The organism is Caballeronia sp. HLA56, assembly GCF_054655155.1.
In genome coordinates this window covers 302,514-324,831 of the sequence record NZ_BAAHOB010000003.1, presented here as the reverse complement: position 1 = coordinate 324,831, position 22,318 = coordinate 302,514, and the positions used below count along the sequence as shown (strand labels likewise).

16 protein-coding genes are annotated in these 22,318 nt (G+C 63.7%); 1 reads left to right on the top strand and 15 read right to left on the bottom strand.

Annotated features, from left to right (window positions below):
- Positions 1-45: 45 nt before the first annotated feature.
- Entirely contained in the window at positions 46-2,823 is a 2,778-nt protein-coding gene (locus tag ACYQ47_RS13425) for a type VI secretion system Vgr family protein (RefSeq protein ID WP_459905665.1), read from the bottom strand.
- A 574-nt stretch (positions 2,824-3,397) separates the two neighbouring features.
- Between ACYQ47_RS13425 and ACYQ47_RS13420 the strand changes: the two genes are divergently transcribed.
- Positions 3,398-5,389, top strand: a complete 1,992-nt coding sequence (locus tag ACYQ47_RS13420; protein ID WP_459905924.1) for a hypothetical protein — start codon at positions 3,398-3,400, stop codon at positions 5,387-5,389.
- A gap of 51 nt (positions 5,390-5,440) precedes the next feature.
- Here ACYQ47_RS13420 and ACYQ47_RS13415 read toward each other — a convergent pair whose 3' ends face one another.
- The 14 genes from ACYQ47_RS13415 to ACYQ47_RS13350 form a co-directional block, all read right to left on the bottom strand.
- Positions 5,441-6,553 (bottom strand): serine hydrolase domain-containing protein, encoded by a 1,113-nt coding sequence (locus ACYQ47_RS13415; RefSeq protein WP_309846353.1) that lies wholly within the window; start codon positions 6,551-6,553, stop codon positions 5,441-5,443.
- Between the two features lie 41 nt (positions 6,554-6,594).
- Entirely contained in the window at positions 6,595-6,987 is a 393-nt protein-coding gene (locus ACYQ47_RS13410; protein ID WP_244831876.1) for a DUF4150 domain-containing protein, read from the bottom strand.
- A gap of 56 nt (positions 6,988-7,043) precedes the next feature.
- On the bottom strand, positions 7,044-7,745 hold the full coding sequence (locus tag ACYQ47_RS13405; protein WP_459905663.1) for a DUF3540 domain-containing protein: 702 nt from the start codon (positions 7,743-7,745) through the stop codon (positions 7,044-7,046).
- Positions 7,746-7,768: 23 nt separating this feature from the next.
- Positions 7,769-8,809, bottom strand: a complete 1,041-nt coding sequence (locus ACYQ47_RS13400) for a pentapeptide repeat-containing protein (protein ID WP_250469932.1) — start codon at positions 8,807-8,809, stop codon at positions 7,769-7,771.
- Complete coding sequence (locus ACYQ47_RS13395; RefSeq protein WP_459905662.1) at positions 8,806-11,523, bottom strand: DUF2169 family type VI secretion system accessory protein; 2,718 nt, start codon at positions 11,521-11,523, stop codon at positions 8,806-8,808. The genes ACYQ47_RS13400 and ACYQ47_RS13395 overlap by 4 nt, the downstream gene beginning before the upstream one ends.
- Positions 11,524-11,536: 13 nt before the next feature.
- Positions 11,537-12,580 carry a hypothetical protein gene (locus ACYQ47_RS13390; RefSeq protein ID WP_459905661.1) on the bottom strand — a complete coding sequence of 348 codons (1,044 nt, stop codon included), beginning with the start codon at positions 12,578-12,580 and terminating at the stop codon, positions 11,537-11,539.
- Positions 12,581-12,658: 78 nt separating this feature from the next.
- Positions 12,659-14,236 carry a type VI secretion system Vgr family protein gene (locus ACYQ47_RS13385; RefSeq protein ID WP_459905660.1) on the bottom strand — a complete coding sequence of 526 codons (1,578 nt, stop codon included), beginning with the start codon at positions 14,234-14,236 and terminating at the stop codon, positions 12,659-12,661.
- Between the two features lie 64 nt (positions 14,237-14,300).
- A complete protein-coding gene (locus ACYQ47_RS13380) occupies positions 14,301-14,789 on the bottom strand; it encodes an Hcp family type VI secretion system effector (protein WP_244831870.1) in 489 nt (162 codons plus the stop codon).
- A 159-nt stretch (positions 14,790-14,948) separates the two neighbouring features.
- Positions 14,949-15,728: a hypothetical protein gene (locus tag ACYQ47_RS13375; protein ID WP_459905659.1), complete on the bottom strand. Its 780-nt coding sequence runs from the start codon at positions 15,726-15,728 to the stop codon at positions 14,949-14,951.
- Positions 15,725-18,409 carry a type VI secretion system ATPase TssH gene (tssH, locus tag ACYQ47_RS13370; RefSeq protein WP_459905658.1) on the bottom strand — a complete coding sequence of 895 codons (2,685 nt, stop codon included), beginning with the start codon at positions 18,407-18,409 and terminating at the stop codon, positions 15,725-15,727. The genes ACYQ47_RS13375 and tssH overlap by 4 nt, the downstream gene beginning before the upstream one ends.
- A 37-nt stretch (positions 18,410-18,446) precedes the next feature.
- Positions 18,447-19,472 (bottom strand): type VI secretion system baseplate subunit TssG, encoded by a 1,026-nt coding sequence (gene tssG, locus ACYQ47_RS13365; protein ID WP_244831867.1) that lies wholly within the window; start codon positions 19,470-19,472, stop codon positions 18,447-18,449.
- Entirely contained in the window at positions 19,436-21,181 is a 1,746-nt protein-coding gene (gene tssF / locus ACYQ47_RS13360) for a type VI secretion system baseplate subunit TssF (protein ID WP_244831866.1), read from the bottom strand. Before tssF ends, tssG begins: the two co-directional genes overlap by 37 nt.
- A 30-nt stretch (positions 21,182-21,211) precedes the next feature.
- Positions 21,212-21,625 (bottom strand): type VI secretion system baseplate subunit TssE, encoded by a 414-nt coding sequence (gene tssE, locus ACYQ47_RS13355; protein WP_244831865.1) that lies wholly within the window; start codon positions 21,623-21,625, stop codon positions 21,212-21,214.
- A gap of 63 nt (positions 21,626-21,688) precedes the next feature.
- Complete coding sequence (locus ACYQ47_RS13350) at positions 21,689-22,177, bottom strand: Hcp family type VI secretion system effector (protein WP_244831864.1); 489 nt, start codon at positions 22,175-22,177, stop codon at positions 21,689-21,691.
- Positions 22,178-22,318 lie beyond the last annotated feature (141 nt).

Here is a 22,318-nt window from a genome sequence, read left to right as displayed (position 1 = left end):
TTTCTGTTCGTTGTTGTTGTGTTGACTATGAGGTTGGGCGGCGGGTCAGGTCGAAGTCAGCGACTTGGCAAGACTCGGCATCGGCGCGTGCTCTGCCGAACTCGCCGCGGTGCGAACGGCCGTCTGCGCCGCCGCGCTTGCGCCGCCCGAGACGGCGGCACGCGCCAAGGCGGGCACCTGCGAGGCGAGCGCTTGAAGCGCTGGCGGAGCTGCTGCCTGAGTGAGCGCCTGCGCGGCGCTCGCCATGGCCGCGCCCGTCAAGCTTGGCGGTGCGGCTTCGGTCTCACCAGGCGTGCTCGGGTCCGTTGGTGTTTGCGGCGCGTTCTTCGGCTGCGCCCACTTGCGCTTGTCGCTTTGCAAGCCGTAACCATCCTCGAAGTACTGGATATGACCGCCCCCGCGCGGGACGTCAGTCAGCATCCCACGCCCGTTTTCATCGAGCTTTCCTGTGCGCGACGAGCCGTCCGGGAAGCCAATCCGATACCATGCGTTCTTCACTGGCTGGCCGTTGGGGTAGGCGTGCCATAACTGCATGCCGACCGGCTCCTGCTTGGGCATCAACGGCAACGCGTTCTGTTTGGTTGCCGACTTGCCGATACGCATCGGCCCCTTCAGCAGGATGTCGTGGGGGCTGCCTATCTCCACGCCCGTATTGGTCAGCTTGACGTATGAGCCACCGCAGTAGAGCGTCAGTGCGGTCTTGGCGGTGAGCGTGATGGCGTCCTCGGTGCTTGCGATCGTCACGCCCTTGAGCGCGGCGAGATTGAGTGCATCGCCTTGCGCCTGTACGTCCACCTTGCCTTCCGCGGCGGTGACTTTGACGCCCTGCGTGTTCGCGAAGAGCGACACCGCATGGCCCGCCGCGACCGTGTAATTGCCGCCGATCGCCGCGTCTGCATTACCGCCCGTGGTGGTGAACAAATGCCCGGCCGCCGAGAACTGCATGTGCTCGCCGCTCGTGAGCGCCACACCATGCGGAGCCGACGCCAGCAGGACCGCCTGCTGCAAGTCCTTGAGTTGCGTTTCAAGAAGCGTCTTCTGTGCCTCGCAGTCGGCGACCACGGCTTGTGCCTTCTTGACCGCTTCGGAAAGACTTTGCATGCGCGCTTGTGCTGACTGCAATTGCGCGAGCGCGGCCGACATATCGAGCGCCTGAGCGCCTGCACGCGGCTGTTTGTCAGCGCTCAGGAACAGACCCTTGCCGCCGCGCAACGAACCCCAATCGTCCGAGCGCAGTTCGAATCCTTCGCCGCGCTTCTTTCTCTCGGAATCGACCAGATAGCCCATGTTCAACTGGGTCTTGCCGCCGTACTCGGTCGAGAGCTTGATGCCTTCCTTGCCGCGTTCGTCTTCCAGCCTGAGCTTGTTATTGCTGCTTGTGCGCATGACGTTGCGCGTGTCCCAGCCGTCGCGCCCGATCACGAGGTCGGTTGCCTGACTGTGATGATGGACATGGGCGATGTAGGGGAACCGGGGGTCGCCTCCGATAAAGGCGACACCGGCCTCCGTCTCGCGCAACAGCGGAAAGTGAAAGCCCGTCTGGTTCGCCCCGGCGAACGGCTTGGCCAAGCGTAGCGGTACGCTTTCGCCACCTTGCGGCCAGTCATCGAAGTCGAAGTCAAAGCGCACCGTGTAATGGCCTTGCGCATTGGGCTGGGCGTACTCGGTTTCACTGCGCGTGGTAATGCGCGCCGAGAGCGTGCCGGCGATCTTGGGCCAGTTCGCTTCGTCAAGCGGTAGACGGTAAGGCCGGTCGCACGGAATCGCCTTGAACGAGTTGAAGTAATCCCGCTCGCGGCTTGCTTCGTGAATGACCTCGGTCATCAGCAAGCCATGCGGCGCGTCCGGCAACGTCTCGTCAACCCGCACCACGAGCCCGGCATGCAGGTCGTGATTGGTGCTTTTGCCGTCGAACCTGATTTGCTGCGAGAGCGCCGCCTCATGGCGCAAACGCGCTTCCCACTGTGCGCTTGCCGCATCGAGGTGGTGAGTGCCGTAGGTATAGGTTTCGCCGTAAGTGGTCTGATCGCCGAGCGCGAGGTTGATATCGGCGGCGAGCCGTTCCCACGCGAGCGCGGGGTTGTAATTCGCGACCCGTACCGATGCCGGTATCTGCTGGCTATGCGCCTCGAGCTGATAGATCGCCTCTTGAGCCGACAGAAGCCCCGAGATCTCACGGTAAGGGACAGTGACGTCTGGGCGATAAACGTAGCCATCCACGTCATCGGCAAACTGCACCACCTCGCCAAACTTGCTGGTGCGCGTGTAGCAAAACAGTCCGGCCTGCTGCATGACCAGATGCAGGAATGCCCAGTCGGACATCTGATACTGCATGTGAAACGCGAGCTTGGGGAACGACTTGCGCAGCTTGAGCGAGTATTGGTGCGGCAGAAACTGGTGACGCTCGAGTATTGCAATGACGATCTCGGGCGCGGACATGTCCTGATAGATGCGCGTCGCCTGGGTGAGATTCAGACGCGCCAGCGTCGATTCGACAATGAGGCGGTAAGCAGTGAAATCGCGAGTCTTGCGGGTCCGCGTAAAGCGCGTTACACAGCCGTCGAAGATGCGCGGCTCGCCGCTATCGGCGGGCGGCTCGATCGTGAACTTGGCGCGCTTGCCGAGATAGTCCGCGCGCGCGAGTTCGGTCTTGGCGGTGAGTTCGAGCGTAATGCGGTAGGGCTCGCCGAGCCGCTCGACGGCATGGACTGAGAAAATGGATAAGTTATCCGTCTCGGGCGCGCCGCCGACTTTGAGAAAGTACGATTGACGCCCGGTGATCCAGCGCGCGAGTGCGCCGGTGGGCTTGGCTTGTGCTTCCATTCAAGTCTTCCGTGCGACGCAGGACGATGACTGGCCGTAACGCCTGACGATCTCCTACGCCATGAGGGTTGAAGAGCCGAACAGGCTACGACACGCGCAGTTGTTCCGAAAGCACGACAACAGAATGTGACAATCGATTAGATGAGTCGATCATCAGGAATTTGGAAGCGTCGATTGCTCACACACAACCGGTGCGAGTACGTATCTTCTTGGGGCTTCGTGAATGCGTCGTCGCCAGCAGCTTCTGCAAGAGACACCGGTCAAACCCCTCGCCCAGGCGTTCGCCCATTGACGAACGCCCTTTGCACCGCTTTCACTTAACCGCTTCAATCTTCGGAAATGGACGTGGTTTGTAAGGCTTATCGGCCATTTGCCGTTGACGGCCTTCACCTACGCTAGTGACATGCCGTAAAGGCATCAGTCACGCGCCAGTCTTCGTGGTGCCCAGTTCCCTTTCTGCAAGGTTATCGTGAAGCCCGTTCTTCTTACTGTCGCGGCAAGCGCCGCGCTCTCGCTTGCTCTCGCCGCATGCGGCGGCGGCAGCTCGTCGCCGTCCACTTCAGGTGGCGTGTACATGGGTCCCGTTGCGAACGCAGCGGTGGCGGTGTATCAACTCGCCGCCGACGGCACCGTCTCCGACAAGCCGCTCGCCACTGCCACGACCAACAACGACGGCACCTTCGCGCTCAAGGGCAGCCTGCACTATCCGCTCCTCGTGCGCGTAACGGGGGGCAGCTATCAGGAAGAAGCGACCGGCACCAACACGAGCCTTTCCACCGAAATCGACGCCGTGTATCTCAACGCGCCTTCGCAGATGGTCGTCTCGGCGTATTCGAACGCAATCGTCGCCGATGCACGCGCGGCCGGCGGCCTCAGCGCCGACAACATCAACGCCGCAGTCGCGCGCGTGAACGCGTTCGCGGGCGACATCGACGTCCAGCAGACCACACCGACGCTCGTCACCGCAGGCACGACCGGAACGGTCACGGATGGCGCGAAGATGAGTCTTGCGCTCGGCGCCGAATCGCAGAGCCGCACGACGGATGGTTCTTCCATCGATACCAGCACGCAGAACATCGTCGCACAGGCAGCCAATGGCGATACGCTCGCGTCCTGTCACGCAGGCTCGGGCGATATCGCCGATGACGGCACCGTCGCCGCGCCCTCGGGCGGCAACTGCACGATCACGCAAGGCGCCGCGACCTATGCGGGCAGCGCGGGCAACCGCTCGGGCATTACGTCGATGGCGCAGTTCGCGCCGGTCGTGCCAGGCGCGGCGCAAACGGCTATTGGCAGCGCGGCCACTTGCGGCGACCGCATCGCCTTGCTCAGGGACAACGCCGCGATCTTCGCGGGCCGTCAGAACGACGTTCAGGCAAAGCTCACCGGCGGTCTTACCAAGACCAATTGGGCGACCTATCTGACCGCCAGCAGCTGGGGGCCGCTCGCCGCTCAGTACGGCGCGATCAAGGCGCCTTCAGGATGCACCGACACCGACACGTTTTATCGCGAACTCGTGATGGCGGTGGAAAACTTCTGGGTCGATCAGGACATCAACTATTGCCATCATCATGTGCCGGGCTGGCTGCCGCCGGACGATTCGGGCGGAACCGATCCGAAGTACCGCAATTCGTCGGCGGGCAGCACGTCGGGTGCGGCCGCGAGCGCGAGCGGCGCCAAGACGCCAAAGTACGGCATGACCTGCACCGGTCAACGCAGCGCTACCGGTTCGCAGCAGATCCAGGCGAGCGGTGTCACCGCCACGAACACGCCGGCTTACAAGCCTGCCGAGGTCATGTGGCATGGCGTGGATTGCTCGGACTTCACGTCTTGGGTCTACAACTTCGCGGGGCTCACGGGCAGTACGGAAGTCGAAACCGGCGTGACCACGCAAGCGTGCATGACGCCCGCGGGCGCAACCAGCACGCCTGATTGGGCGGGACCGAAGCAAGCGGGCGTTCTGCTCGATATCAACAGCGGCAACTTCGACACCGCGTCGCAGTATCTGCTGCCGGGCGACTTGCTCTATATCACCGCGTCGCCGATCGTCAAAGGCAAGATGGTTCCCTTTACGCCGACGAGCACCATTGGCCTCACGCACGTCGTGACCTGGACCGGCAAGAAGTGGTCCGATTTGCGCAATGGACCGGATGCCTGGCGCTACGATCCGGCGCATATCGGCGAGCCGGGTTCGCGTCTTGGCGGCGATCTCGCGTCCATCCTCCAGAACGACAACGTGCTGGAGGCGCTCGACAAACTCGATCCGTGGATGATCATCGATAGCCACTATGCGGGGCCTTCGTATCGCCCGTTCATTGGCTGGTATCGGTCGAGCGTGTCGGATGTCCGGCGGATCATCGGTCAGGACGCGGCGCGCGCGAATCCCGATCTCAAGAATCTGATCATCGAACAGCAGCCGACTAAGGCCACGCTGGCCTCGAAGACTCAGTTGGGACAGATCGTGCTCGCCTCGAAGCAAGGGCTCGCGAACGGCTACGTCATGCACTACACCCAGGTGCCGAAAAACGGCTTGCCGACGTGCGAGCGCGTGGGTATTCCGAAGTAAAAGCGCCGAAAAAAAAACGCATGATGCGATGCGCCACTCCGGCGCTTCGCATCAAGGCAGATGCCGCCCGATGGCAATCGCCACTGGCGCGGGCGGCGTCTCGCCCTGATTGACCGCGATAAAAATCGCCGCGTCTTTGTGCGGATTCACGAGAATCACCGAGCTGAATCCCGCCGTTCCACCGTTCTTCAGAATTTCCGGATGCAAGCCGGGCGAGCCGTTGCCGTTGTTCGTGACCCACGCCATGCCTTGCTGCGCGATGCCGTTCGGCAACGTGTAGCGCGGCGCTTGAGCCGCGTGCATCGCCGAGATCAGTTCGGCGGGCACCGGACGTCCGTCTATTTCACCGTGTCCGAGATTGGCCTCGCCGAAGCGCAACATGTCTGCGGCGGTGGAGCGCATGGCGCCTGCCGCGTACCACGCGTAGAGCGGCCATTGCGGCGCGCGCTGCCCGTCTCGAAGATGCCCTTCGGCCGTGCGCCCTGGCACGTCGACTGGTCCCGAGAACGAACTCGTCATGCCAAGCGGTTGCAGGATATCCGTCGATAGCTGATCGGCCCACGCGCGCCCCGTTGCCTGCACGAGCGTCACGCCGAGCACGCCGACGCCTGCGTTCGAATACATGTAGGGACGTGGCAGGGGACCGTCCGGCGACCACGACGATACCCAGCGAAAGAAGTCCGCCGACGTGTAGTGGTCGATACCGCGATAACGCAGATTGCGCGGTGCGTCGGGCGGATTGTCGGGCATGCCGGAAGTGAAGTCGGCGAGCTGCATCGGCGTGACGTTCTGCGCGGCGCTTTGCAGCGTGACGCCGTTGGGCATGTAGCGCTGTATCGACGAATCCGGCGCGATCTGATGCCGGCCGATGGCGAGCGCGAAGAGCGTGGTCGTGAAGACTTTCGTGCACGAGCCGATCTCGACGATGCTATCGGCCGTGAAGGGCGCGCCGTTGTCGTTGGCCGAGCCGTATGCGTAGTAGTAACGCTTGCCGTGCAGCGACACGCCGACGATTGCCCCCGCCGCCTGATGCGACGAGAGCAGCGGCTGCAAGTAGGTATCGACGACTTGCCGGATGGCGGCGCTGTCGTCGGCGGGTTGCTGGGCCGCGGCGGGAAGCGTGGCGCAGGCGGTGAGGAGAAGGGCGAGGGCGGTGTGGCGCATGGTCGTTGTTGTGGTTGCTTGAGGCGGTGTGGCTCGTGGGGTCAGCTCATGATCATCACGGTAGGCTGGCTCGGCACCAGCACGACGCCGATGGCGTTACTTTGATTTTGCGTCGTCGGCGAAGTAAGCCGAACGGCGGGATTGCCGGCCACCATTACCTTCATGCTGCCCTCGGTGAAGCGCGCCGGGCCCATGATCGTGCCCGAGGCCACGCCGCCTGCCACGCCGGCCTGATCGCCATTGGTCAACGGAATCTCTGAGCCGAGATTGAGTGCGGGCGCTCCGCAGATCAGCACGGTCTCGGCCGGCGGCGTGCCCATCATGGGCATGGCGATATTCGGAAACGGCGTCGGTACCGGTCCAGCGGGCGTCGGCACTTGGCAGACATCGGGTTCGGCGATCATCTCGCCAGCAGCTATGGTTACTGCAAACACGGCATACCTCCGTTTGTGCGATTGTCTCGTCGCGTCTTGTCGACTGGGGCCGGGCCTCAGCCCAGTTCTATCTTCGAGCCGTCGATGCGCGTCATCTCGTCGGAGACGAGGGTCGTGTGGCGAGTGTGCAAGTGCGCGTCGCCGCTTACGCGCCAGCGAGCCGTGCCCGCACGCAATTCGTCGTTACCCTCAATCCATCGCGAACTGTCGTTTGCACGGAAGATGGCACGTCCGACGGTCGAGAGAAAATGGCGCGCGACTAGCGTAAGACGTTCGATACCCGCGTCGAGCGACGCTATGCGCGCGCTGGCCTGGTGGCTCGTGACCGCTGTCGAAACCGCGTCGAGCGAGAACGCGCGCGTGCTGGCATCGACGGCCTCCTCGCCGTTCAGCGCGATACGCGTGGCACAAAGCCGCAAGTCGCCGTCGGCGGATTCGATCCTTGCGCCGCCCGGCAGCATCATGGTGCCGGCGTCGGGTTGGGCACGGGTCAGCACCGCGAGGAGATACGGCACCGTGGTCGTTGCCGTCACGCCGTCGGCTGCAGCCTGTGCGGGCAACGCGCCGCAGACGAGGACGAGATCGCCCGCTTGCGGTTCGAGCAGACAGCTTTGAGCCTGCAAGGCACGCTCGGCGTGACTGTCGAGCAAAAACCATGGTCCTGCGCGACCGGTCACCGTGGCGGCACGCAGGGTCGTGCTGACTGCTGGCGCGCAGCCGGCGGGAATGTCGTTAGGGGTAAGTGGCAGCGTATCCATGTCGTGCTCCAAGACAGTAGAAGTCAAACACCCCAGGTTTCGGCGCGCAGCCGAACCGGATCGGTGGGACGTGTGTGGTTGCGCGACGCGCCCGCCCAATGCGTACGCGAGTCGATCAGCGCATGGAAGTCGGCATTGCCGAAATCCGCGCGTGCGCAATCGGATTCCGTCAGATCGACGTGTGACAGATCGCAGTCCGTGAAGCGTGCCGCCGTCAACGTCGAACGTTGCCAGATGGCGCGCGTGAAGACCGCCTGCGTCCAACTCGCGCCGTCGCAGCGCGACCCGGTCAGCGTCGCGCCGCTGAAATCGGCCACGACGAATTCGGCATCGGTCAGATCGGCACCGGACAAGTCGGCTTGCGCAAAGCGCGCGTATCGGCCGGATGCGCCCGCAAAGCGCGCCGCGTTGAGCTTCGCGCGATCAAAACGCGTCTGCACGAGCTCTGCACCGGTGAAATCGGAGCCGGAAAGGTTCGCATTCGTGAACTGGCACTGATGGAGGTTGCATTGGTCGAAGCGCTGGCCGGCAAGATCGCCGTTCAGAAAGAAAGCTTGTACGAGTTCAGTGCGCAAGAACGTTACCCGCGCGAGCGCGGCGTCGCGGGCCGTAAAGCGCGTGAGATCGGCGTCGGTGAAGTCGGCGCCGTCGAACTTGCAGGCAAGCGCATCGCTGCGATAGACGCGAGCGCCGGCGAAGGTCGCGGCGCTCAAATCGCAGCCGTCGAACATCGCGCGCTCGATCTGCGCGCTCGTAAAGTCGGTGCGTCCGAAGCCGACACGCGTAAAGAACACCCGTGTGGCTTGCGTCTCACGCAGACTCGCACCGGCAACTTGCGTGTTGTGCCATTGGGAACCATCGAGAACGCTGGCATTCAGATTCGCACCCGAAAGATCGCATTGGCGGATGCGCGCCCCATTCAGCTTCGTGCGCGAAAGGTCGGCGCCGCGCAAATCGACGCCCTCCAGAAGACAGCCGCTTAGGTCGCGCCCGGCGAGGTCCGCGCCCGCCAGGCTGGTTCTGGACAGCGCCGCGCCCGGCACGAGTTCGGGAAGCGCGCTCATAAGCGCACCTCACCTTCCACGCGGCCGGGAATCTGCAGCAGCGTGCGATCGACGTTGGCGCCGTCGAGCACGCTGTTGCCGACCGTTGATCCGTAGCATTGCGCACCGTAAAGATTGCTCGAGACGAAGCGCACGCCGTCGAGGCGGGCGCGTCGCAAGTTGGCGTTCATCAGGTTGGCGCGGCTGAAATCGGCACCGCTCAAATCGGCCTTGGACAGACGGATAGACACCGCGCGCGCGTTGACGAAGCGCGCGCCACGGGCTATGACGCCGCTGAAATTCACGTGATCGAGCGCGCTTTGGTCGAAGTTTGCCTGAGATATGTCAATGTCAAGCCATACGGCCGCGTTCAGCCGCGCGCCCACGAAACTCGCGCCGCTGAGGTTTGCGGCGAGGCCCGCGCGCGATTGCGAGAGGTTGGCGTTGTCGAAACGCGCGCCCGCGCCCTGGGTGCCGAACAGACGGAGAACGGAGCAGTCCGCATCGACGAAACTGGCGCCCGCGATTGACGCATGATCGAATACCGCGTTCGCGAGATTTGCCCCGGTGAAGTCGGCGCCCGCAAGGACCGCGCGCGAAAAACTAGCTTTCGCCGCGCCGCATCTGGACGCCTTCACGCCCATCATCTTCGCGTTGCTGAAGATGGCGCGGGCGAGTTGCGCGCCCTCCAGATTCGCCGCCGAAAAGTCCGCGTCCGCGAAGTCACTCGCACTTAGAGACGCGCGTTGCAACTGCGCACCGCCGAAGTTGGCGTTGCGGGCGCTGACGTTGTCGAGCTTCGCGTCGTGCAGTTGCGCCCCGACGAGATCGGCGCCAGCGAGCATCGCGCCCGACAGATCGGTGCCGGAGAGCCGCGCGCCAGTGAGACGGACGTCGTTGAGCACGGCGAGGCGCAAGTCGGCGCGCTCGAGCATCGCGCCTGACAAATCGAGGCCGCTCAGATTCAGGCTGGCAAGCGAATGACCAGCCGCGGCGCGCGCTATCACATCGTCGCGATTCAGCCGTAGCGGTAGAGACGGCTGCGGCGCTCCGAGCACGGCGCTCGCAGGCGGTTGCGTCGCGGGCGCAGCAGCGGTCGGAGATGCGCCAAGGGTCGAAAGCGCGCCCACGATGCTCTCGAAGTCGATGCTCGCCGCTTCGTTCAGTGCGGCGACCGTCTCAGGGTCGGTGACCTGTGCGGCAAGACCGGTGATCGAACTGCCGCGCGCCGCGAGCGCCTGTTGAGTCTGCGCGAACGCTGCGCGCAACTGCCCGGCGAGCGTCGCCGCGTCGGCGGGAGCGCTGGCGCCGTTCGCGCCGAGCACGGGCGCGGTTAGTTTCTCGACATCGGCTGGCGTGAGTTCGTAGCGCTTCATCAGATCAGCGGCGCTGCTTTCTAGCGTTTGCGTCAGCGATTGAAGGTCACGCTGCATGGATGCCGCATCGCCACCCGACTTGATGTCGAACGGCGGCATGCCCGCTTGCGGTAAGTGTGCTTCGAGCTCGCTTGCTTGCATGCCGTGCTTCGACAACAGATTCTGAGTCGTCGATTCGATCTGCGCGGTGAGCGATTCGAGTTCGGCGAACGCAGCCGGATCGCTCGGTCCCGCTACGGCGGGTGCATCAGGTGCATCGGGTGCTTTCAGGGCAGGCGGGGTGGCGACGGCCGCCGCAGGGGCGGGCGACGCACTTGCGGCGGCTGGCACGGGAGGCGTCAGACTGAGCCGCGCTTGCAGGCGATCTCGATAGTATTCGGCGGGTAACGGCGCGCTTGTCATGCTCTCGAAGTCGACCATCAACTGCGCGATGTCGTCCGCGTCTTCATCGCCGAGCGCTGCAACCGCGCGATATAACACGATGCCCTGTCCGATCTCCGGCAGGATCCAGACGGTTTCCGGGCGCGCGGCGCACTCCTCGAAGCGCATATCGCCAGCAATACGACGGGTCACGAAGCAGCGCGCCCTGAGTGCCGGAAGGCGCGCCGCCAGATGCGGCTGATCGGGATGCATGTAATCGACAACAATGCGCTCGTCGCCTTGCCAGAATCCCGCGATACGCTGGTCGTGCGGCGCCGTGCAAAAGTAATCGGTCCGGGTGTCAGCCGGAAGATGCGGCCATTGCTTTGCGAGCCAGTCGTCATCGAAGGCGCCGAGCAACGCGGTCCGTTGCGGCGACGTGGCGGGCAATGCCCAATATCCGGCGGGTTCGCGGACATCGCTGGGCGAGGCGATCAGCGCGTCCGGCGTCTCGACGTTAGGTAACATGCGGTCCGAGTCGCCGGCGAACACCGCGCCGCGCCCGGCGGGATTGGCGGCGTGTTCAGGACCGCCGAACGCGCGCGTGGCATCGAGCGGCATGCGGTGGAAAGGCTCGGGGGCCGAGATCGTTCCGAGCGGGCCGAAGCGGCGATCGCCATACACAAAGAGCGATTTTCGCGAAGCGCCTACTTGCACGGTCGTTTCGACGAGTGTCGCGGTCGCGCCTGCCGGCGCGTGGGCTGCGCCATAAGCGAGCCATTCGCCGCATGGCTTCGGGAAGCCGGCGTCGAGCGGGCCGTCTCCCGTCGCGCTGGCGCCTGCCTTCCACAAGTCCGGTTCGGAGCCGAGACGTGGCGGTCCATCGTGCGGCGCATCGAGAGCGAACATCACGAGCACGCCCATGGAAAGTAGATCGCGCTCGTTGAAACGCAACGTGCGATAGACGAGTCCGGCGGTATCTGGTTTGAGGATTTTCATGATCGTTCGTCGCCTAGCCGAGCTTGATGAATGCGGAATCGGCCTCGATCGCCTCGGGGCTGATTAGCATCATGGCGCCGGGCGCGGACGCGACGAACACTTCCTGAGCCATGTTGAGTGTGCAACCCGACGACTCGACGAGAAAATCTTCGGGTGTCATGTTCAGAGCGCTCGCGCCGACCTGCGCCGTCAACGTAGCGGGCGTAACGAGCACGCTGCTGTCGCCGCCGCGCAGGGTTGCCTGGTCCGGGCCCATCAGCAACGAAGATGCGCCTGCTGGTCCGGTGAAGTCGAGCGACGAAGCGCCGTCGCTGAAATTCAGCGAGCCTGTGTCGATGCCTACGCGCTTGAACCCCGCAGTGGCATTCGTCAATGAGATGGAACTCTGGCCGGCCGGCGTGATTCGTGTCAGCGTGGTTTCTGCAAGCGACATTTCGAGCGTGCTCTGGGAAGCTGGCAGAAAGTCCGTTCCGAGCGACACGCCGGTCTGTCCCAAGGTCAGGGTCGATGTCTGGCGCAGCGCCTCGCACAGTGTCGAGAGTCGCTTGACGACGACGACCAGGAGCGCGGTGAGCAGCGCATTGCTCGCGCCTATGGACGCGGCCTCGGCCGCTTGCTGTTTCACCTTGTCCTTGCTGACGTCGGTGGCGTCGAGCACACCGAGCGCGGTGCCGTACACGAGATTAATCGCGACAGTCACGCCGATCAGCGCCTTGGTCGCCGTCATCGCGGCCTTGAGGATGGCGAGTGCGGACATGCCGAGAGGATGAATGCCGCCCTTGAGGGCTACGGTTCCTTGTGCCTGCGTGGAGGTGGAGTCGCTAAAATCGACCGTTGCACCGTCCTGCATGCCCAGCGTGGTCCCATAAGTCCATGTGACGTTGTTGCCGAGCACTGCAGCCAGATATGTGCCGAGCGTCACCGAATTGTTGGTCGTTGCTGTGAGTGCGGTTTGGCCGGTACAAAACGCGGAGTTGACTTCCCCGACCGCGAGGTTGTTGGTGGTTCCGACCGTCATCGTGTTGACGTCTTCCAGTGTGAACTGAGTGAAGCTCATGACTGTTATCTCCTGAAAGCGCAGATGCGTGGCTGTCGATGCAATGAAAGGAACATGGAAACGCGTGCCTATCGCGCCTTAGTCGCGCGCGCCGATAAAAATATGTGTCGCGCCGTTCGGCGAGAAAAGATGGATCGTCTGGCCACCATCCTTATCCGACATCTCCAGGATGTTTCCACCCTTCGTCACCATTCGATTCATCGCCGGGTTCCCCTGATTCACCACACTCGAATTCACCGAATTCGGCACCGTTCCGACAATCACCGGCTGATCCGGATCGCCGTCGCTGAATGCAAGCAACACCTCCGCGCCCTTCAGCAGCGGAAAATGCATGCCGTGTCCATCGCCGGAATAAGGCGTCGCCATGCGAACGCGCGCCGAGCCTTTCGCCGCCGCCTTGTCCGTGCGGTCGAACGGCAACTGCACCGTGTACTGTCCGTATTCGTCGAGCTCGGCATATTCGCCGCTGCCCTCCGCATCGACGGTCGCGTTCAGCGTGCCCGCGATAGTCGGCCGCGCCGTGTCGCGCGGCGCGCGATACTGAACGTCCGCCTTGATCGCCGAAAACGTGTTGCGGTAGATGATCTCTTCACGCGCCGCGCCGTTTTCGCTAAACGGCGTCTTGATGCCCGCGAGCAGCGCGCCCGCCTGCGATCCTTCATGCGTGATCTCGGTCACGAGATAGCGGCCGTTGAAGTCGTCGCGATAATGATGCGACATCTGCATGAAATAGCCGCTGCGCAAGCCCACCGCCGTGGCCTGACCATGAAAACGGACGCCGCCGCAAAGAATCCCCTCTGCGCGCAGCTTCGCGTAACGCGTGCCTTCGTCGGCGTCGCGAAAGTTGTCGCCGTAGAACATCGCTTCGCCGAAACCTTGCGCGGATACATCCGCATGCGCAACGAGCGGCAACGACGCCTTGCGATAGTTGTAGTCCTGCAGCACCACCTTCGCGGGCAGCGGCTTCGTGCGGCACACGAAGCTCTGCACCGAGTCCGGCGCGACGCCCGTATCCAGTTCGTCGGCGGGGCGGTAGTTGACCGGCAGCGCATCGGCGGCGTGCATGGCGCGGTCATCGACGATGGTCAACGTGTCCGCCTCGCCGCTCTGCGCGAAGTAGTAGTACATGCCTTCCTTTTCCATCCAGCGCGACACGAAGTCGAAGTGGCTTTCCTGGAACTGGCACACATAGCTGCGCGGACGATACTCGCCCGTCAGCTTCAGATCGACGGCGTTGCCCGTGAGTTGCGCGTCGCGCAACACGCCGCCCAGAATCTGCGGGATGGTCTGCTCGTTCAAATAGACCTCGCAGGTGCGCGTAAGCGTAAGCCGCCACGCACGCGGCACGAGCACCGCGCGATAAAACGTGTAGCCGCCCGCATGATGCAACTGGTCGAATTCGGCGAGCATGCCGGAATATGGCGTGGTGCGCGAACTGTCATCGGGTGCGCCGATACTGAAGGTCGCGTTGTTCTGCAACATCTTCGTCAGATCGATGGCGGCGTCGTCGGCGACGAGCGTCACTTCGAAGCGAAAGAGTTGCGAGATCGCCTCGCGCCCGTGCATGCGCACCACCGAGAACGTGTCGGCCGCGTAAGCATCGGAGACGAAGCTGAAGCGCTGATTGTTGGCGAGTCGTGCGGAGAGCGAAGTCATGGCGTTTTATCTGCCGTTCAAGCGAGGAGCGCGCCGCGGTCAGGCCGCGGCGCGACGCGTTACATCAAGCCTTGGGAGCAAGCCAAGAATCTTCGGCTTCGATGCCGTCCGGCTCGTACGTCCACGTGATTTTTTCGTAGGTGAACGCGAGGTCTTCCATGTGGCCCATCTGACGGTTGTTCGGGTCCAGGCAATTGGGCGTCCACGACTGCATGTGCGTAAGGATCGCGTTTTCGAGCTTGGCCGTGTAGTACTTTTCTTCCGTGCCCTTGGGCGAAATGCGGTAGAACTCGAGCGTCACCGACTTCAACTGTTCGCCCGACGTCAGCGCCTGATACAGCTTCGGGCTCGACTTGTCGATTTCCTTCGTCACTGTCATTGCGCCATGCACGCGCTTGCCGGTCGGCAGACCAGTTTGCGGGCTCTTCGGAATTTCGATGGTGTGATCCACGGCTTGCACGAGGATCTTGCCTTCGTGGCCTTGAACCTTGGTGGAGCCTTCGATCTTTCCTTGGTTCTGGCCTTCGAGGGTGAGGTAGCAGGGCATCGGCATGATTAATCTCCAGTTAGTTTGGGTTGGCGGCGCGCTGTGTGTTTGCCTGGCCGCTTGCGCCTTCGATCTCGTTCAGCGCATGAGTACAGATTAAGGTCGCCGCGTTGCGGCTTCGTTTCGAGTGGGGCGCGGGTTTGTTACATCCGAAACATGGCGGTGTTATCCGAGCCGAACGATCGTCGCTTCGACGTCGTCGCCTTCGGGATAAGGCATGAGCAGCAGCGTGGCCGGGCAGCCGCGCACGCGCACGAAGTACGAATCGTCCGGGCCGATCGCATTCCTCACCGCCCAGCTCACGTAATCCGTGCCGCCAATCTGCATGCGCAAACCCTCCTGTGCGTATTCGAGCGTGGTCTTTGCCGGCAGCGCGCCGCGTGCGCCGACCGCCTGAAAGTCGATCGATACTTCGTCGCTGCGCGGCACGCCGAACGCGAAGCCCGCCAGCGGCCCTTCGAGCGAGCCGATCTCGAACCACTGACCGATGTTCTCGTCGCCCCACAGCGTCAGGCGATAGCCGCCGAGCGTCGCCAACGGCGCCTGCTTCGGCGCGCGTGCGAGCGCGGCGACGAGCTTCGCGGGCCACGCGGCGTTCCGATCGGCGAAGGTGAGCGCACCGGCGAACAACGGTGGCGGCACGGTATCGCCCGAAGCGGTGAGGAACAACACCGGCGGCGCCGCGCCGCGCGATGCCTGCAGGCTCGCGTACAAAAGCGACAAGCCATAGCGCACGGATGGTTTGGCGAGCGCCGCTTCATCGACGAGGACGATCCACGCGTCGGCCGCCTGCATCGCGTCGAGCACGACACGCGCGACGGCCTTGTCCGGTTCGTCGAGCCATACGTGGCCTTGCGCCGCGATCCCGTAGCGCTTGAGCGTCGCCGCCACTTGCGCGATGCGCGCTTCGTCTTTGGCGAGCGCCGTGACCCATACCTGCTTCATTGCGCTTCTTCCTCGATGACAGCGGCTTTCGCCTCGGCAGGCTCGAAACCGAACGACACGACGAACACGCCTTCGTCGTTCACGTCGAGCTCGGCGTGCGTCGGCTGCTCGGCTTCGCTCATGCGGATAAGGATCTCGTGCGAGAGCATCGGCATGACGGTGCCGCGCAGAATGAAGTCGATGTTGCGCGCGCCCGTTTCCACTTCCGTGCAGCGCGCGGCGATGGTGTCCACGACCTCGTCCGTGTACGCGAGACGAATCTTGTTGGCGCCCAGAAGACGCTTCACGATCTTGTCGAGCTTCAGGCGCACGATGCCCGCGAGCGCATCCGTCGGCAGCGTGTAGTACGGAATCACGGTCATGCGCGCGAGCAGCGCGGGCTTGAAGTGCGCGGAGAGGATCGGCCGCACGGCGGCGAGAATGGTCTCGTCGTCGGGACGCTCGCCGTTCGCCGTGAGTTCGGTGATGACATCGGTGGCGAGGTTCGAAGTCAGGAACACGACCGTGTTGGAGAAGTCGATTTCCTTGCCTTCGCCGTCCGAGAGCATGCCCTTGTCGAACACCTGGTAAAACAGGTTCATCACGTCGAGATGCGCCTTCTCGGTTTCGTCGAGCAACACGACCGAGTAAGGACGCTGACGCACGGCTTCGGTCAGAAGACCGCCTTCGCCATAGCCGACATAACCCGGCGGCGAGCCGATCAGACGGCTCACGTTATGGCGCTCCTGGAACTCGCTCATGTTGACGGTGACGGTGGACTTCTCGTCGCCGAAGAGAATGTCGGCGACAGTCAGCGCCGTTTCCGTCTTGCCGACGCCCGACGGTCCCGCGAGCAGGAACACGCCCATCGGTTGCTCGGGGTCCTTCAACCCCGCCGCCGACGACTTCAGCACTTCGGCGATCTGATGCATCGCGTGATCCTGACCGCGCACGCGTCTGGCGAGCGTCGTTTCCATGTTCAGGATGGTCTGCGCCTGATCGCGCTGCACCTTGCCGAGCGGAATGCCGGTCCAGTCGCTGACGACCTTCGCGACCACGTCAGGATCGACGTCCACGCGCACCATCGGCTGATCGCCCTGGGCTTCGCGCAAATCGGCTTCGGCGCGCTTGGCGGCGTCGCGCAGGGCGTCGATCTGCGCTTCGGGTTGCGCGGCGGCGCGTGCGGCGGCCACGGCTCCCCGTGCCGCGACGAGCGCCTCGCCCGCTTCCTTCTGCGCGAGCCAGCGCACGCGCAAATCCGCCGCGCGGGCTTCGAGCGAAGGCAGGGCATCGGCGATGGCGGCGAGGCGTTCGTCGTCCACCGGCTGCATGTTGTCGCGATCGCGTTCGAGTCCGCGCCGTTCGCGCTCCAACGCCTGAATGCGGCGCTCGGTGTCTTCGAGCACATCGGGTTTCGCGCTTTGCAGCACCTTGACGCGGGCGCACGCGGTATCGAGCAGATCGACGGCCTTGTCCGGCAACTGGCGCCCGGTGATATAGCGGCTCGACAATTCGGCGGCGGCCACGATGGCGTCGTCGCGCATCACGACTTTGTGCACGTCTTCGTAACGTTCCTTCAGGCCGCGCAGGATCAGCACCGCGGTCGGCAAGTCGGGTTCGTCGAGCTTCACGAGCTGGAAGCGCCGCGCGAGCGCCGCGTCTTTCTCGAAGTACTTCTTGTACTCGGCCCAGGTGGTCGCCGCGATGGTGCGCAACTCGCCGCGCGCGAGCGCCGGCTTGAAGAGGTTCGCGGCGTCCGACGTGCCCGCCTGACCGCCCGCGCCGATCAGTGTATGCGCCTCGTCGATGAACAGGATCACCGGCTTCACCGATGCCTTGATCTCATTGATGATGCCCTTCAGCCGGTTTTCGAATTCGCCCTTGACGCTCGCGCCCGCCTGCAACATGCCCATGTCCAGACCGAGGATGGTCACGTCGCGCAACGACTCGGGCACGTCGCCATCGACGATACGCAGCGCCAGTCCTTCGACCACCGCCGTCTTGCCGACGCCCGGATCGCCCACGCAGATCGGGTTGTTCTTGCGCCGCCGCGCGAGGATATCGACCATCTGGCGGATTTCGGCGTCGCGTCCGAAAACCGGATCGATCTTGCCCTCGCGCGCCTTCTCGGTGAAGTTCTCGCAGTACTTGGCGATTGCGCTGCCGTCCGAACTGGCCGCCGCGCTCGCGCCGCCTTCCGATGCCGACGAAGTGCCCGCCGCCGTCTGCTCTAACGACGCCGCCGACGCCGCGCCGAATCGCGCGAGCAAGCTCTCGCGGTTGATCGGCCGCAGCATGTCGGCATAGCCGCCGGTTGCATAGAAAGTGGCGCGAGCAAGGAGCGCGAGCAGGATCGCGCCGGAACGCACGCGCGTTTCGAGCAAGTCCACCGAGGCGATCAGCCACGCATCCTGAAGCAGTTCGAGCAGCACCGGCGAGAACACCGGCCGGCCCGTATTGCCGCCGCGCAAATCTTCTATCGACTGATCGAGCGCGCGGCGAAAGAGCGCGGCATCGATGTTCTGTTCGCGCAGCAAAAGCGGGATATCGCTTTGCGGATCGTCGAGCAGCTTGACGAGCATGTGCTCGACGGAAATCTCGTATTGGCCGCGCGAGATGCACAGACCGGCGCTGTTTTCGAGCGCTTGCCGGCAGTAGCCGTTGAGCCGGCTCACCAGCGGTTTCAGATCGACCAGCAACATGGCTTGGGCTCCTCTCGTGTCTCTTGATATCGGTGGTTCAGATCGCGAAGCTGACCGGACGCGGCACGGCATTCGCGCGCGGCGCGAGCCACGTGTCGCGGCCCAGCGCGTTCCATTGCATGCCGCCCGTGCGGGCGTTCTCGGCGAGACCCGCGCGCAGTTCGAGAAGCACCGTCACGTCGAACGGTTCGGTCAGGTAATAGCGCGTGAAAAAACGCAGACGCTCGTACTCGCGCCGGCCTGGCTGCAACGCTTCGAACAGAGCCAGCGGCAGGCCGCGCAACTCGATTCGCACATGATTGTTGGCATCGCGGCTCTCTTGTCCGAGATAGCATTCGACGCCGAGCGCATGACGGCCATCGCCGAGCGTGAGACGCTGATCGTCGGGAATCGGCAGCCAGCTTTCCACGCAATTGACGATATGCACGTCGGCGGGCGCGAAGGCATCGGCGAGCAGCGTTTTCAGGCCAAGCGCCGAATGCGGGCGCTGCGAGAAGAGGCCCGCGTAGCGCAGCATGTCGGAGACGCCGGGCGTGTCGTCGCGGCGCATGGAGCGCTCGTGCAGGCCGACGAACGCATACAGGCGTTCGAGCATCGCCGTGTCGCCTTCCTCGACCACGCGCACGTGCGGCCGGTACTTGACCCAGCTTTCGAACAACAGCGGATACAGCGTGTAATGCAGGATGTCGAGAAACTCGCGCATCCCGCTGCGGCCTTCGCGTTCTTCCTCGATCAGGTCTTCGGTATAGAAGCTCGGCAGCGGCGAGGACACACCGTATAGCCCGAAGAAGTTCGCGGTAATTCGCGGCGTCGGCGCGGGCTCGGGCGCGTCGTCGTCGAGATCGGCATGACGGCGCGGCAGATCGCGCTCGATCTGGTCGATATCGCTTTCGGGAAAGCCGAGCGCAAGACGCGGACGCACGCGCAGGCGTTCCGGATCGTCGCCCGCAAGACGCGCGCGGCGGCGCAGCAGCCGCACCGCCTGAAAATACGCAAAGCGTTCGCCTTGCTCAAATAGCGCGTCGTCTAGAGCAGAGCTTGTTGACCGAGCCGCGGCGTCCATCTGAATACCTCTCCGGAGAAAATGTCTTCCAGCTCGAATCGCGTGTACGTGTTCATGCTTGCGTAGGCGCCGAGAAAACGGTCCAGCACGCTGCCGAACACGTAGAGATCGCCCGCGCCCGCGAAGTGATCCATCTCGCAGCGCACGCGGATCAGCTGACCGCGCAGCATGTTGCGCCCGAAGAGCCGCACTTCGGGCGTGACGCTCATCTCCTTCAGGCCCGCGATGCGTCTGCGGTTCGCCGCCTCGTGGCCTTGCTCCTGACGCTCAGAGAACACGTAGAGCGAGAGGAGGGCGCGCAGGTTGGCGGCATCCGCGAGCGAGAGGAAGTTGAGCGCGGCGTGACCGAGCAGCCGCCAACGCAACGCCTCGCCGACGGGCGGATTGACCACCGGTGTCATCGGCCGGATATTGCGGAACTTGAGGCGCTCGGGCGAACTGCTGGTTGGCTCGCTGAGATCACCGTAACGCAGGCTCTCGGGCAGATAGCGGTTGGTGCAGGTCAGCTCGATGGAAAGCGTTTCGGTCTGCGGCGTGGCCTCGGGCGGATACGCCACCGAGAGATACAGCTCAGTCTCGTTGCCGACGGCGGCGGGGCGCAACGACGTGTGATAGACGAGATCGCCCGGCGCGCGCTGGTCTTCGCTCGCCGTCGCGGCGGATGCCGCGTGCCCGAGCACGCCGAATGGCCGGTACACGCGCTGCTGCGCCACGCCTTGCCGATACGACGTGACCTTGTCGACCGAATGAATCTGGTAATGCTGACGGTTCGCGCCTTCCGGGCTCACGCGATAGTCCATCTGCCGATGATCCAGCGTGATCGGATTGGCGTGATGCTCGAACAGATTGATGACGGGCGTCACGTTGAGCATGAAGGCGTCGGCGCTCAATTCGGTGAGCCATACGGGCAAACGTTTGAGGCACAGCGTGACCGAGAACGTCGTGCCGGTGGCGCCGCGCAGCTTGTCGATCCCGTTCAGGTCGAGGAACAGGAATTTCTCCGGCTGCACGAAGAACTCTTGCAGACTGCGATACCCCGGAAACGCGTGACTCGGATACGGCACGAGCTCGCTGTCGAAGCCCGACGGGACGAGCGAACGCGCGCCCAGTTCCGTCGATACCCCGCTAGCCGTCAGCCGCACCGACGTCACTTCGGTCATGAGCAGCATCAGGAGTTTGGAGGCATCGCTGTAGCCGCCCGCCAGAAAGAGCCGCAGCGACTTCGTCTGCCAGCGCGCGAGATCGAGCCCGCGCAAGCTGAAGTCGAGATCGATGGAAGGCGTGCGTCCTTCGCCCGCTGAAAGCCGCGCGGCGAGCGTGAGCGGATGCACGTCCACGGCCTGGGTCGTGCGGAAACGGCAGGGCGTGCCGTCCACCGGCGCCGATGCCAGCTCCACGCCCGCCGCCACGCTCGCGGTTTCCGTGAGCGCGCCGCGCGGCTCGAACAGCACCATCGTCGTCGCGGGAACCGGACGCAGATAGTGCGGAAACAGCAGCGTGGAGAGTTCCTGGATGAACTCCGGGAACTCGTCGTCGAGCTTCTGGCGCGCAAGACCCGTGAGGAAGGCCACGCCTTCGAGCAGGCGTTCGACGTCCGGGTCGGTCGAGCGGCCTGCGAGCATCGGCGCGAGCGCCGGATTGGCCTCGGCAAACTCGACGGCAAGCGTCTTCAGCTTGGTGAGTTCGTTTTCGTAATAGCGATTGAGCATCGTCGGGATCGGTCGCGGGCCGTCAAGGCGTCAAAGCACGGTGACGCGGCCATCGGAATTCACGGTGGTGGACAGGCGCAGTGGAATCTCGCGATCGTTCACGGCGAGCGTGCCGTCGAGACTGAAGCGGATCGACATCACGTCGCTGCGGTCGCTCAAGAGATGCACTTTCGGGTTGAGCACGCGCGGTTCGTAACGCGACACCATGCGTTGAATCTCTTCCTCGATTTCGCCCGTCGATCCGCCTTCCAGCCCGCCCGCGATATTCGTGAAATCGGGCACGCCGAATTGCGGATCGAGCTGCACGCTGCCCTGTCTCGTATTGAGGATGCGCGACAGATGCTCCATCACGGATCTCACGAGCACCTCGGTGCTGGTCTCGTTGGTGCGCACCGCGCCCTGTTCCCAGCCGGATATGCGTTCCAGCAGCCTGCGCTCTCTCATCGACGGTCCCGATCGACGCAGCGGCGTAAGTCCGCCGCCGCGTCATGCGTGATTTGGAATGCGTCAGGCCTTCGGCGCGAGCCACGAGTCTTCGGCTTCGATGCCGTCCGGCTCGTAGGTCCACGTGATCTTTTCGTAGGTGAACGCGAGATCTTCCATGTGACCCATCTGTTTGTTGTTCGGGTCGAGGCAGTTCGGCGTCCAGGACTGCATGTGCGTGAGGATCGCGTTCTCGAGTTTGGCGGTGTAGTACTTCTCTTCCGTGCCCTTCGGCGAAATGCGATAGAACTCCAGCGTCACGGTCTTCATTTGCTCGCCGGAGGTGAGCGCCTGATAGAGCTTCGGGCTGGACTTGTCGATTTCCTTGGTCACCGACATCGCGCCATGCACGCGCTTGCCCGTGGGCAGACCCGTTTGCGGGCTCTTCGGGATCTCGATGGTGTGATCCACGGCCTGCACGAGGATCTTGCCTTCGTGGCCCTGAACCTTCGTGGAACCTTCGATCTTTCCTTGATTCTGACCTTCGAGGGTCAGGTAGCATGGCATCGGCATGGTGGCCTCCAGTTGCCGTTATGGTTTGTCCGCGTGTCGCTTCTTGACTTGATGCATCGACTCGATGCGCTCATTTACGTGTAGGTGTCGGAGCGCATGAACACAGTGTGAGCGCGGGCGGTTACCGCCTCGTTGCAGGTG